6 protein-coding genes are annotated in these 15123 nt (G+C 32.4%); 2 read left to right on the top strand and 4 right to left on the bottom strand.

The window, feature by feature from the left end:
- Window positions 1-247: 247 nt before the first annotated feature.
- Window positions 248-1249 carry an META domain-containing protein gene (locus NH26_RS07775; RefSeq protein WP_052432090.1) on the top strand — a complete coding sequence of 334 codons (1002 nt, stop codon included), beginning with the start codon at window positions 248-250 and terminating at the stop codon, window positions 1247-1249.
- Window positions 1250-1423: 174 nt separating this feature from the next.
- Window positions 1424-4870, top strand: coding sequence for a CHAT domain-containing protein (locus NH26_RS07780; protein ID WP_044225078.1), 3447 nt, complete (start codon window positions 1424-1426; stop codon window positions 4868-4870).
- Here NH26_RS07780 and NH26_RS07785 read toward each other — a convergent pair whose 3' ends face one another.
- The 4 genes from NH26_RS07785 to NH26_RS07800 form a co-directional block, all read right to left on the bottom strand.
- On the bottom strand, window positions 4871-7345 hold the full coding sequence (locus NH26_RS07785) for an OmpA family protein (RefSeq protein ID WP_084812095.1): 2475 nt from the start codon (window positions 7343-7345) through the stop codon (window positions 4871-4873). It lies immediately after the preceding gene.
- 6 nt (window positions 7346-7351) lie between these two features.
- Window positions 7352-8266, bottom strand: coding sequence for a PorP/SprF family type IX secretion system membrane protein (locus tag NH26_RS07790; protein ID WP_084812096.1), 915 nt, complete (start codon window positions 8264-8266; stop codon window positions 7352-7354).
- 20 nt (window positions 8267-8286) lie between these two features.
- Window positions 8287-13782, bottom strand: coding sequence for an Ig-like domain-containing protein (locus NH26_RS07795; protein WP_044225070.1), 5496 nt, complete (start codon window positions 13780-13782; stop codon window positions 8287-8289).
- Window positions 13783-13947: 165 nt separating this feature from the next.
- On the bottom strand, window positions 13948-15009 hold the full coding sequence (locus tag NH26_RS07800; protein WP_044225067.1) for a lactonase family protein: 1062 nt from the start codon (window positions 15007-15009) through the stop codon (window positions 13948-13950).
- Between the last annotated feature and the right edge of the window lie 114 nt (window positions 15010-15123).

Genomic DNA, 15123 nt, shown 5'->3' on the forward strand with positions numbered 1-15123 from the left:
AATCGTTACACACTCTTATTTCATTCACAAAGTAAGACAAATGAAATTATATGGAGAACAAAAAATGTCAGAAGATTTTTAAAATTTTTTTTTTAAGATGACATTTAACTTTGTTTAACCCCTTTAGATTATCTAATTTATAAACTCGTAAATAGATTTACCGTTAAAGAATAACATTGGATGAACTTAAACATAAATTTGAAAACTTTTACTCATCCGTAATCAATTAGAAATACTACACAAAATTATGACAAATACATTTAAATTGGGTTTTACTCTAATCATAGCCCTATTAGCAACTGCTTGTGCTTCAACAAAATCACCTGAAAAAAATACTAAAACCATCACAGTAAGTAGTCAAATGACAGACTGTACAGGTGTTGGTCCTCAAAAATGTTTACTTATTAAAGAGGACGGCGATACTGAATGGAAAAACTTCTATGGTAAAATTGAAGGTTTTGACTACCAAGAAGGAACAGAATATATAATCGAAGTCTCTGTTAGTAAAGTAGATAACCCTCCTGCTGATGCCTCTTCTTTACATTATAAATTAGAAAAAATCGTGAAAGAACAACAAGATAAATTGGCATTATTAAATGGAACTTGGGTAATAAGTAAAATTGGCGATTTAGAGACTGACCCTCTTTTAACTTATATAAATTTTGAGGTTTCTTCAAAAAGAATCAATGGTTATGCTGGCTGTAATGGCCTAGGAGGCGGATTTGAATACGATGAGGAAAAAGATGAAATAAAATCTGGTCCTTTTATGTCTACAATGATGTTCTGTGAAGAAGTAGCAGAAAATGAGAAAGCACTAGGTAAAATTCTTGACAGTTTCAATAAATTCGAAATTAATGGTGATGAAATCACTTTAATGAAAGATGATGAAGTTCTTGTCACTGCAAAAAAAGGTGTTAATCATAGAGATTTATCTAAAAATTGGGAAATCACATACATAGAGGGTATTGAGGATTTAAATGGTAACATCCCAAATTTATTTATTTCAAACAAAGGTGATGTAACAGGAAGTGGAAGTTGTAACAATTTCAAGGGTAAAATTAAGTTAGATGCTTACTCTCAAAAAGTAAAACTTGGTCCTTTAGCTGCAACAAGAAAAATGTGTGCTGATAACGAAGTTGAGCACATCTTTTTCGCTAAGGTCGATTTAGTTGATAATTATAAAATTGTGGAAGGAGAATTACAATTACTATCTGGGAAACAAATAATTATGAAAGCGAAGAAAAAATAAGGTCTTCCTTTTAAAAGAGAAAAACACGTTAAATATCACTTTAACGTGTTTTTTTTATGTCTTAATTGCATTATTTTAACACTTCTCGCATCAAATGCTTAATAACATTAAACACTATCATTCTATTTTAGTATATTTGAAATCCATCCTTTCTTATAAACTACCCCTAATTTTATGACAATCCATTCTAGAAAACTCATATTTTTATTAATCCTAATATTCAACATTCAATACTCCCAATTATTTGCCCAAAAAAATCAGGGTATTACTCCTCAAAGTATCAATAATTTATTTGATGAAGGAAAAATGTCTGAGGCTAAAGACCTTTCTAAACAATGGATTAATCAATCAAAAGTAAAATTTGGCAACCAAAGTATTGAGGTAGTTATCCCTCTATTAGTTTCTTCAGAATTGTCTATCAATAGAAACGAATACAAAACAGCAATAAAAAAAATTGACGAAGCCATTACTATAATGGACAAATCATCTGGATGGCTGTATCCTGATTATGCTTTAGCATTAAATTACAAGGCTTTTTGTTTATTACAACTCAATCAAACTTTTCAAGCTATTCCTCTTGTAGATGAAGCTGAAACTATTTATCGCAAAACCCTTTCTTCTGAACATCCCGATAATGTTTATACGGCCATCAATAGAGCTGTCATTTATAGAAATTTTAAAGAATATGATAAGAGTGAAGAGTATTTTATAAAAAGTCGAGAATTTAATTTCAAACATGAAAAAGAAAAAGTAGGATTAGAAAATACGATTGACGATGATTGGATACAAATTCAAATGGCCAAATTATATATTAAATCGTATAGAACAGATATTAATTTAGTCAAAACTCTTAACGACTTAGAACGTTATTACCACAAAAATAAAAAAACCAATACCTCACAATATTTATTATTATTATCTACAATTGGTGATGCTTATGAGCTTCAATCCAATAACAGTAAAGCCAAAGAGTACTACAAGAGAGGTTTAGAAAAACATATTAAGAATTATGGAAGTAATCATATTTCTACTCTTATCACGTTATTTCAATTGGCTAAACTCAACAAAAAAGAGAGTAACTATTTAGAAGCTACAGCACAATTCCAACAAATCATTAATAAATTTGATCAGATAGAAGGTGATCCTGTTATGCTCAAAGAAGCTTACTATCATCTTAGTGATATCTCTTTGAAACAAGGAAATACAAAAGCAGCTTCTAATTATTTAGCAAAAGGTGAAGAAATTGAAACATACGACCCAGAACTTCACTTATTTAGTCTAAAACTACAAGGAACCTATCATTTCATCAATGGAGAATATGTAGAAGCAGAACTAAGATTAACTGAATTGTTATCGTTTGTTCGCCAAGAAAAAATATTCTTTACTATTCATTATAGTGAAACAGTGGCGCTATTGGCAGAAATGTTTATTACTCTAGGTAGGATTAATGAAGCGAAGAACATCTGTGAAAATGAAATCCGTTTTTTAGAAAAACGTGCTAAAGAAAATTCATATGCTTATTTTTTAGTTAGTGCTGCTTTATATGAAATTTATCTAGATGAGGGAAAGACAAAGGATTTAAAGGAAAAAGTAGACACTTTAGAAGTTAATATTAAAAAGGTTTTAACTGAAGATCATGCATTGCTGATAGAAACGCAATTTATACTTGCAAACTTAGCTTTTAGAAACGGTGATATTGAAAAAGCTAATATGTATCATGTAAATGCTCAATCAATTGCTAAAAGCAAGAAAATCTCTGACAAGCATTATCTTATCTTAAAAATTATTGATCAAAAAGCATCTATTTATCTTTCTCTTAATGAGTATGAAAACGCATATAATGAATTAAAAAAGTTAGAGAATACTTTCGATAACAATTCTATTCATAAACCAACAATTAAGGGTAAAATGGCTTACATAAATTCCTTATTAGGAAAATGGGATGCCGCCGAACGTATGATCCTCAATGCTGTTGACTTAAAATTTAAACAACTCAATGAACAACTTACTTTTACTAGTGAGGATGAAAAAGTAAATTTTATACATAATACCAGTTTAGCATTCACTTATTTCTTTAGTATGATGGCTACAGATGAAGGAATAAAATCTCCTTTAATGAGGAGTAAATGTTATGATATACAAGTGAATTATAGAAAATTCTTTTTAAAAGAATCCATTCTTAGAAAGCACAATATCAACAAACTAAGTCAGTATAGACAATCAGTTAAATTCACCAACTACACCAAAAGTTTAAATCAACTGAAATCAAAACTAGCTACGGCTAATTTCTTATCTCCAACTGAAAGAAAAGAAATTAATTTTAATGCATACGAAGTAACAGATCAAATAAATAATCTAGAAAAATCTCTTGTATATGCCACATATTCAAACACTGATTCTACTCTTTTAGATATGCAATATACTTGGAAAAGCACTCAAACTAGATTAAAAGAAGGTGAGATTGCAGTAGAAATCATCAAACTCAAAAATATACTTGAAACAAAAGTTTCTTATGGTGCAATCATTATTTCAAAAGAATTAGAGCGCCCTAAATTTGTTCCAATTGGTAATGCAAAGATCTTAGAACAAGATATTTTAAGAGAATATCAAAGTATCACACAGTTTAAGACTCGATCATTAATTGTTACAAAAAAACCAAAAAAGAAATATTATGCATATGATTTTTATTGGAAACCCATTAGAGAGACAATTAATACTTTAGGTATAAAAAGTAATAAAATTTTCTTGAGTAACGATGGTATTTATAATTCTATTAATCTTAATATTCTTACTAACCCTAAAACTCAAAAGTATGTCATCGAAGAAGAGAACATTCATTTAGTAATGAGTACTGCTGACATATATCTTTACAGACAAAAACCTTTACTTAATAAAGAAATTTTATTAGTTGGGAACCCTGTTTTTCAAAAAGAAGAAACTAGCTTATCAAGAGATGTTGAAGAAGATAAAGCGAGAGGAAACGAGCAAGCTTATTATTTTAATCTCTACAATTTACCAGGTACTGAAACAGAAATAAAAACAACTGCACAATTATTTGAAGCTCATAATTGGAAAGTAACTTCTTGGTCACAATTAGATGCTACAGAAGAAAACATCAAAAAAATAGAGACATCACCCTATATCCTTCATTTAGCAACACATGGGTTCTATTTAGATGCTCTACGATACCCAATTATCAACAGCCCCTTATTAAAATCTGGTTTGTTTTTTTCTGAAATCACATTCAAAGAAAACAAGAAACTTAAAGACATATATAACTCTGGAAATGATGGTATTTTAACCGCTTATGAAGTAAAAGGGCTTAACCTTAATAACACAGAATTATTAGTGTTATCGGCTTGCCAAAGTGGGGTTTCAGAATTAACTTCTGGAGATGGTATTTCTGGACTACAATATGCGTTTAGTATCGCTGGTGTAAATTCTATTATTATGAGTTTATGGAGTGTTGATGATATTGCAACACAAATGTTGATGAACGAGTTTTATAAACAATGGATTGCTGTTGGTGATAAAACTATAGCCTTCAAAAATGCTCAAGAAGAACTTATTAAAACCTATCCACACCCCTATTATTGGGGTGCGTTTGTGATGGTCAATTAATCATTTATAAATGGTGATATCAAAGTTCGATTTTCCGTCAAAATCTTCTAAAGTAATTACTCTATGGGTAATTTCTATACCTTCTTTTTCTAATACTAATCTGTATTTGTACTGATTTGATACCGTCAAATTAAACACTCCTTCTTCGGTTGTTTTATCTTTGGCTAATAGTTTCCCCTGATCATCGAATGCTTTTACCTCATATCCCTCTACGCCTCCAATAAGGCTTACAAAAATACCTGTAATACTATTAAAATTCGATCTCATAATTTCTTTATCGCCGTCCACTAAAACTTCTGATAAAGAATCTGGGTAGAATTTATTATAATCAGAGCCAAAATATCCTTTTTCATTAATATATCCGGTTACATAAAACTCCGTTCTTCTATTCAATTGATGCTCCGCTTCTGAACATCTTTTTTGCTTACAATCTATTACAGGCATTGTTTCACCATACCCTTTGTAAGTCATTCGTTCTGATGCAATACCTTTATTAACCGCATAATCAAATGCCTCTTTAGCTCTACGGTCTGAAAGAGTTTGATTATAAGCATCCCTACCTCTTATATCTGTATGAGATGATAATTCAATGGTTATTGTCGGATTATATTTCATTACATTGACGACAGTATCTAATGAGTGAGATGCATCGTCTCGTATATTAGACATATCAAAATTATAATAGATTCTGATACGTTGCCCAACAATAGGATTCATTGCTATATCTCTTACCGTCCTATAATTATTCTGGGTATTACTTGCTTGTCTTCTTGTGAAATACCTTGGTCTTTCAGAGATAAAATCATAATGTTCTTCGGCTTTTACAGGGATTCTATAATACCCCGTTGAATCTGAAAACACCACTTTTTCTTTTTCCGTAGACCTTTCTTTTATGGTTAAGCGAGCAATGACAGGCTTTTTGGTTAAAGAATCGTAGACATGCCCTTCAATAAAAGGTTGAGACAGTTCTAAGACTATTAATTCTCCTATTTCGATGTGCTTCTCAGCTTCCTGACCTGCTAATGTATCGGAAGCATAACTTTGCTTTTTACCAATGATAGGAGACAAATCTGGCCATTGATCAAATCGAACTTTAAATAAACCAGAGGAATCCGATTTGGTGACTGTTTTACCATTAATTTCAATTAATGCATCTTTAATTGGGGTTCGTTCATACTTATCAATGACTATTCCTTTAAAGAACACTTTTTCAACTTTAAGAATGTTATCGTTACCTTTATCAGAATAGTTTGTTACTCTATTTGAAGAAATAAAATAACGTTTCATATCAATTTTAGTTCCGCCAAAATCGTCATAACTAGAATTAATTGGAGCATGTAAATGCAGTGGTTTTTCGTATAAACTATCTAAATTTTGCATCACAAAATCCAAACCTCCAAGACCTCCCCATCCGTCAGATGAAAAGTATAATTTTTGACCATCTACAACTGGAAAAACTTCATTTTTGATAGTATTTATTTCTTCTCCCATTAGTGTAGGTGAAGACCATTTCCCGTTAGAACTTAAATCTGAATAATAAATATCTGAGCCACCAACGCCGCCTGGTCGATCAGAAACAAAATATAATCTTTGACCATCTGAAGAAAAGGAAGGATGACCAGTAGAAAAGTCTGTTTTATTCCATAAAAATTCTTTTGGTTTATTCCATTCTCCATCAGAACTTTTTGTTGCAATCATTATCTGTAGATTACTTTCTTTATCCTCTGTTTGTTCTTTAGCTGAACTTCGAGTAAAAGCAATCATATTCCCATCAGGACTAATAGATGCTGAAGCTTCATGGTATTTTGAGTTCACTTTAGAAGAGAAGTTATTTACACTCCCTAAGGAATCTACATAAAACAAGTCTAAAAATGATCCTCCATCCCATGCATATTTCTTACCACCAGTTTGCTTGGCTTTTCGGTTGGATGAAAAAACATAACCACCATTATATTTAAAGGGGCTAAAATCATCTTGATCAGAATTAAAAGTAGAATTCTTTACCTCAAAAAGGTCCTGGTCTTTTAATAAAGGGGATATGGTAGATAAGTTTTTTAATTTTTGATATACCTCAGAAGAATGTTCTGCCCCTTTCATGTTAAAGGCTTTCTTATACCACTTTTCTGCTTCTTTGTATTCCCCTACATTAAAAAGAGCATCAGCATATAATATAGTTGCTCTTTCATTAGAAGCCAATAAAGACGTATCCATTTTATTGAATAATTCTACTGCTTTTTGAGGTTTATTCAACTTCTGAAAACACTTCGCCATTTGTAGGGCATACTCTTCCTTTTTTTCTGGATTACTTTCTTTTTGATATTTCTTTTGATACTGTTTTAACGCTTTAGCGTAATCCATATTTTGAAAGCGTTCTTCGTTTCTTTCATCAAAGTTTTGTACTCTTTGATTCTGCATTGTTTGTGCAATTAGCAGAGGAGATACCAGCATCAGGAGTAGGTAGATTAAATGCTTCATGTGCTGTTAAAAATATCTTGGTGTTTTAATTTTTTTCTTCTTGTTCTCAAAGAATACATTAAGCATAAACTCATGAGAACCATTTGTAATATTGGAAGCTGAATTAGTAATCATATCATAGGAGTATCCTATTCTAAAGGTTTTACCCAATTGAACTTCTGTTATTAAGGCCACAGATTCTTGTGTTCTATACGACAGTCCAAACCAAAGCCATTCCATTATTAATGCATTTAAGTTTATATCCGCTTGTAAGGGTGCTCCTTCGGTTGCCCTTATTAATACATTGGGTTTCAACATCAACAAATGTGTTAATTCGATAGCATAACCAGCTGATATAAAATAATGTCTTTTCTCTTCTACCACTAAGGTCGAATTTGGGTCTCCCAATTCTGAACTAATTAATCGAGGTGCAGAGAATCCAACATATAAATGATCTGTATTGTAAAATAGTCCAGCTCCAACATTAGGAGAGCTTCGTCTCACTGTTTCATTAGGTAAAGCAGGATCTGGTAGAAAAGAAGTTAGGTCTGCAAAATTTACAGCTACACTATTAAATCCTCCTTGTAAACCAAAGGATAAGGTACCTGAAAATAAGTTGATTCTATAAGAAGCCACTACATTCACATTTTGTGTAGTGGTAGCTCCAATTTTGTCTTGAGAAAGCAATCCTCCTATACTCATTCTTTTATTTCCCAATGGAGAATCTACAGCTAGTGTTGTGGTATGAGGAGAACCACCAATGCCAGACCAATGTTGTCTGTAAATAAGAGAAGAATTTATGCCTCCTTGACTACCTGCATAAGCAGGATTGATAGTCAAACCATTGAACATATATTGAGTATATAAGGTAGTCTGTTGGGCATTGGTTTGATGAACTATCAAAATGATCATCAACCATATAAATGCAAAACAATGTTTCATCTTTTTTTGATTTGGGTTACTTACTTTGCAAGAACTACATAGCCTGATCTAGCTGGTGTTCCATCATTTAAATCAACTTTATAGAAGTATGTTGAAGCTGGTAAAATACTTCCTCCTACTCCGTTTTGGTTATTGGTTCCTTCCCATTTTACAGAAGTGTTATCGTATCCTCTTGAATTATAAATTACATTACCCCAACGATTATAGATGGTCACTTCATTGTTAGGATAAAACTCAATATCCTTGATGTGCCAATAATCATTTATACCATCATTGTTAGGTGTAAAAGAAGAGTAAATCACCAATTCTGGTCCTATCTGTATAAAAACAGTAGCTTCCTCATCTGCATATTTTTTATCATTGGATGCATTCCATTGAATACTATCATTTCCTGCAAAATCTACATCTGGGGTGTAAATCAATTCATCCAAACTATCGGCATTAATAATTTGATTTATAATGACATCTTGATCATCATAAGTTAAATCACCATGTTCAGGTAATGATAGAATTCTAATTTCGGTCATTGCCGAATCCATAGGATCAGTAAAATGTTCCTGAAAATCGTTAATAGAGATTGGGATCTCCTCATTTTCACTTCCTTTTTTGGTAAAGTCTGAAACTACAGGAGTAATATTATCTAGATCTTCAACTATAAAAATGGATACTCTTGAAGATGATCTTCCCCAGAATTCACCATTATAGACATTGTATAAATAATTATCGTTACCTAAGAAATCGGTATTAGGCCTGTATACAAGATTACCTAACTGATCTTTATCAATATGCTGACCTAAAGCTACAGGGCTCCCATTAAATAATAACGTCCCATCACTAGGTAGATTAGCTATAGAAACACTATCTAAAGGCATATCATTTGGATCTCTATAATGATCTTCAAAATCTTGAGTTGCAAATGTTAAGTCTTGATTTTTCTGTCCATACTTTTCAAATGGTAATGGAACAGGAGCATCAGGAGAATTAACAACAGTTAGCCTAATGATCGCTTCGGCAGAACCATCAGTATCATCAGTTATAAAATACCTAGCATATGTTAGCCCTGTAAAACCTCTTGAAGGAGTAAACTTTACTTGTCCGTTTTCAATTATAATAGTTCCATCATCAACATTTCGCTCCTCCATGTGAGCATCTGTGATACGAATAGGGTCTCCATCTTGATCAGAATCATTGTCTAAAACATCTATTAAAACAGGGGTCATTTCAGTTGTAGTTGCTACATCATTTTCAGCAACGGGTGGGTAGGTTTTTTGATATAAATGTATCCTAACATTCGCATCAACATCTGCATATTGTATATTATCTGATCCGTTCCAATGAAAATCTTCTGTAATTTCTTGCTCAGGTAGATTGTTGATGTAATACAACTGATCTGCATCAGCAATATTTATTTCTTGATTGGCAGAAATAGCGGTTTGCGGAAACATATAAATCGTTCCTTCTGTAGGTAAAGTTGGGAATTTAATCTTCGTTAAATCCTGACTATCAAAGAATCGAGCCTGAAAATCTCTGGCTGAAAAATGTATAGTATCTCCTACATAACCACCGTAGTATAAATCGTTTACGACTGGAACGTCATTGGTAATATTTATAGAAATAACAGCAGAACTCGACCCTTCTTTTCCATCTGAAATTGTATAGTTAATTCTTGCTCCATTAACATCACTACCTATATATCCATCTTCAGGTATAAAATAAACTTGCTGATCGATGATACTTGCTTGACCATGTTCCACAGAATTAATTCTAGTAATAAAAATAGAATCATTATCGTCATCATAATCATTCGATAAGGCATCAACAAAAATAGGTTGATTTGCGATTGTCCCTGAAAAATCATCGACTGCAACAGGTTCATGCCTTACATCTCGAATAATAATATTAATCGTAGCATCCTGTGAACTCACATCATTTATAGCATCCTCGACATTATATAAGAAGGTAGTATAGCCAACAAAATACTGATTTGGTTCAAAAATAAAATTGGGGGTAGTATTGGGGTCATCATCAAAAGCTGTAATATCTATCTGATCACCAATATTTAGTGCTACATCATTAAATTTTAATGTACCATCTGATGGCAATGACTTGATCGTTACCTTTGTTAAAGTTTGGCCTGTTTCACTATGATAATGATTCAAGAAATCATTAGGTTCAAAATATATATCTTGATTTTTCAAACCATATTTCCAGAAATCCAGTATCACTATATCTTTTAATAAATTGATAAAAACATGATAGGTACTATCTGAAGCAGTAGTATTTGAATCTATCACTTTAAAATCAAATTCGGAGTAGTGTATAATATCATCACTTCCTGGGTTAAATGGATCTGATGTATACTGTACTGAAAAACCTCCAGTTGCATCCAATTCTTGATTTAATGTCACTGGTTGATAAGAACCACTTCCATTATAGGTTAGCGTACCTTTAACAGGTAAAGAGGTGATGCGTACTTTACTAAAATTTGCTCCTAAATCCACTGTACCAAATTCAAAGTATTCGGTAATTAGACCTGTCTCTGGAGTAACTTCCCGAACAACCACAGTAGTATCTCTTGAAATAGGTGGGTCTGCAACTGGGGTAACATTAATAGTAAATAAATGACGTATTGAATGATGATGAGATAAGTCTTTGCCTGTATTGTCTTTTACTCTAAAGCTAAATTGAGTATATGGATTGACATTATCATTGCTCTCATTTTCAATAGGATAATATCGTAAGAGGTTTACATTTTTTATCTCATGTCCAATCGTTAATTGATAAATTGTTATAGTATCACCTTCATAAACTAGATGTCCATTAAGATCTCTTGGATCTAAAGGATAGCTTACTCTAATTCCATCAAATGTGTCGCCATCTTCATCATTAAAAGTGAAATCTGAAGTTTGGAATTGGAAAAATGTATCCTCATCAATGGTTCTAGTTTCATCTTGGGAGGTAGGTCTTGATTTAATATCAATAAAAGTACTAGCAATATTACTACTTACATTAGTTGTCGTAATATTTAAAATACTACTTATCGACCTTCTAGAGAAATCTGTCAAAGCGGCATTGGTATAGTGTACCAATTGTAAAGCTGCCTCAAATTCGGCTTTAGTACCTCCTCCACTTATGGTTATTTCATTGGTACCAGAGGAATATGCCCATGTTAAACTTCCAGGGAGAGCACTCCGTATTATTAATGAATCTGTAGACTCAACGGTAGTTAAAGTCACCACCGCATTTGATATAAAATCCGTTCCTAATAATGTGATTTTAGTATCCACATCACCTAATTCTCCTGAAATTTCTGATCCCTTATAATAAACCGTCTGATAATCTGCACCTCCAACACCTGAACTATTGTTGTTATCTAAGTCTACTGTAGGAGGAATAACACATCCATTAATTTCTAATTTCAATGATAAATTGTTAGAGTAATCACACTCAAGTAAAGGAGTATATACTGTATCCGCCGGTAGAGGAACACTTACAAAACTACCATCGAAAGCATAAGGATTATGATTAGCTAAAATGTATAAGTTGATAGTATTTGCCCCATCTTGCGGTACTAACGCCTCTACAATTGTTGATTCTCCTGGCTGGATGGTTCTTTGTAATAATACTGTGTCAATTACAGTAGCTGTAGCACTTGTGTAAGGATCTCCATTAAATAAAGTTACAGGAGTACCTAAAGCGGCAGACCAATCTCCTTGATTTTCAATTGTGATAAAAATAGGGATATCAGATCCATCGGCACAATCTGTTAAATCTGCTTCAATATCAGGAATTATTAAATCTGGAGTAGCAAATGAAATATTTAAACTATCTGTAATAAATGGGGTTTGACTTAAAAATGAATTAAGATTACCTTCAAAGTAAGGATTGAAATTATCTTGAGGAGATATTGGTACGGTTAAGTCATCATTTATGTTAGTGACATGATAACCATGTTGATTCCATAAGTTTCTACAAGAAACCCAAGGAGAATCATACGAACCCCAAACTTGTATATACCCTAAAGCATCATTATCGGGTCCATTGATATCTTGTGCGGACATCACAATTTCTGCTTGGCCATCCGCATTTACATCGGCTACTAAAGGGTATTCTGTTCTTGTTCCTGCACGAGAAACTACTTTTGAAACTTCTATAAATGTTTGTGCATCTTCATCCCAACGCCAAATAAATAGATTTTCTTCTTCTGAATAAACTACTTCAATATTACCATCTCCGTCAAAATCAAATAAAGTAGATCCTGTCATTTCAGAACCATCGTCTAATCCAGATTTTTTCCATTTTTCTACTAAACTATTCGAATTAGCATTGTATTCTAGTACCACATATTGGTTTCTCCCTGCCGTCCCCACTTCTATCATTCCATCATTATCAAAATCTCCTAGATTACATCTACCTAACTTAGCTGATTTATCAAAAACATAATTTCCTAAATAGGTTTGAGTATAAGGCGACCACAAATAGATGGATACATTATTATTATTTACTTTAGAAGTAACAGCCACCTCTAATTTATTATTTCCGGTAAAATCACCAATACTCACAAAACCATCTCCTGGTCTATAATGATCTGAATAATCAGAAGGTAAAGGACAACTAGAAACTTCTGTTAATCTACCTGCTGTTAGATCTACTGCATATACTTTCCCTCCTGCAATTAATTCTAAACCTGCTACTTCATCACCAAAAGTACCTCCATTTGGATTCGCATCGCCTGGCTGAAATACATCATATGCTAATGGATATGCATCTTCAATTTTATTTCCATCATCCCCACTTCTACTGTAGGAATAAGAGGCACTATTCTTTGAGGAATCTGGAGCAACTAGTCTTGCTAAAGTCAATGAATTATAAATAGCATTACCAACATATACTTCGGGTACACCATCACCATCAAAATCTGCTATTTGAGGTGTCTGCATGTTCGAAGTGTTTTTTTCTTGGTTACTAGCTTCCGCTATAAAACGATCTGTTCGGTATTCATATCGTCTTAATATTCTATTTTCATTCACGAAAATATCTCCAAGACCATTCTTATCCACATCAGCTACAGCTACTTGGGTATAGGCATGGGTATTCCCTTTTTCAATGATTTGCTGTAGTAGCTCCCCATTGGCTCCGCTAAAAATATTAATTTCACCGGGTTCACCTTTAGGCATATTTTTACCTATTAATTCAGGTATACTATCCAGATCTAAATCTGCTACCATCACACCAGATCTTTGTTCAATTTTAGCCACATTGGGATCCGTTGAAAATTTAGGAACGATATTAAAATTAGGAACAATTGGAGGTATCACCTGGCAGCTAGCAGTGTCATTACCAAAATAAAAGCCATCGCAACCTGGGAAATTGGTACAATCTGGATCAAAACAATCGATTAATCCATCATTATCATCATCAATACCATTATCGCATATTTCACTTTGGGCTAAAATAATTGTTGGTGAAATAAAAAGTATGATGATGATACTTAGTTTATAAAAACGAGTGATCATCAGTAATTTATAAGAGAGTTAATTTTTGAGTTATTTAGTAGATTGATAGTTAAATATAACAACATTTACAATGTTACAAGCAATACTAAAATTATTTTTTCACTAAAAATCAAAAAAAGCACTCAATAAAATTATTGAGTGCTTTTTTTGTATTGCGATTTTAATCTAAAATGTAATATTTACGGGACTACTAATTTCTGCTTCTGACTTAAAAATTAGTTGACCTGTTTCACTATTTCTTTCAAACAATGTGATATTATCAGACAATTGGTTAGCTACAACAACAAATTTCTCATCCGGAGAGAAAGAAAAGTCTCTTGGTGAGTCCCCATGAGTATCAACTAAATTTGATAAAACCAGTTTATTATTTTTAATCTTAAAAATAGCAATACTATTATGACCTCTATTAGACGCATATAAATACTTTTTATCCTTACTCATTTTTATCGCAGCACCTGTATTCTTGCCTGTAAAGTCATCATTTAGTGTTGAAATCTCTTGTATTTCATCTGCTCCTCCTTTATTGTTCTTTTTCATCACAGTAATTTTGGAAGTCAGTTCTTCTAAAACATAAATATATTTTCCATTTTCAACTAAATGCCTTGGGCCATTGCCTGGTTTTACCTGAAATGAAAACTTTTCTTCTAGATTTTTTTTACCTACATGGTAGGCATGGATTTCATCACCTCCTAAATCTACAGTATATACTGTACTTGAATGTGATTCATAATTAGCAAAATGAGCATGTGAGGCTTCTTGCCTAGCGGCGTTTGGTCCCGTTTTATCGTATTGGATTAGTTGTTTGAGATCAGATAGTTTTTTGTCTTCAATTGAAAAAAATGAAATATTTCCTCCTCCATAATTGGCTACAAAAACATTTCCTTGATGATCAAATGATAAATGACATGGATAAGAACCATTGGTTTGATGTCTATTTACCAAATGAAATTGTCCATCCATCTCTTTATATAGACATAAACCACCATCTTCAATTTCATTGACCACACCAAGATATTTTCTATTGTGAGAATACGCTAAATAAGAAGGGTTCTCTGTTTTTATGACTACCCCATCAATAACTAAATGTCCGGTTTCCTCTTCGATGGTAACTTGATACACACCTTTAGAATCTTTATCAGTATAGGTTCCTACCAAAAAAGAAACTTGTTGAGCATAAACAGAACAGGTTGTTATTAATAAAGCTAGAAGGGTGAATATTTTTTTCATTTTTTGTCAGTTAGATAAAATAATACCAAATTTGATCATTATTGAATGGGAATTTATGAAATAATCAATCAGTATAAAACACTATTCGACGTATCTTACGATTTGTTGTACGGA

Source organism: Flammeovirga pacifica (genome assembly GCF_000807855.2).
GTDB lineage: Bacteria > Bacteroidota > Bacteroidia > Cytophagales > Flammeovirgaceae > Flammeovirga > Flammeovirga pacifica.

Excerpts from the sequence above, each read along its gene's own strand:
- NH26_RS07790 (WP_084812096.1), bottom strand. The coding sequence starts at position 8,266 with ATGAAACATTGTTTTGCATTTATATGGTTGATGATCATTTTGATAGTT.
- NH26_RS07780 (WP_044225078.1), top strand. The coding sequence starts at position 1,424 with ATGACAATCCATTCTAGAAAACTCATATTTTTATTAATCCTAATATTC.
- NH26_RS07785 (WP_084812095.1), bottom strand. The coding sequence starts at position 7,345 with ATGAAGCATTTAATCTACCTACTCCTGATGCTGGTATCTCCTCTGCTA.
- NH26_RS07795 (WP_044225070.1), bottom strand. The coding sequence starts at position 13,782 with ATGATCACTCGTTTTTATAAACTAAGTATCATCATCATACTTTTTATT.
- NH26_RS07800 (WP_044225067.1), bottom strand. The coding sequence starts at position 15,009 with ATGAAAAAAATATTCACCCTTCTAGCTTTATTAATAACAACCTGTTCT.
- NH26_RS07775 (WP_052432090.1), top strand. The coding sequence starts at position 248 with ATGACAAATACATTTAAATTGGGTTTTACTCTAATCATAGCCCTATTA.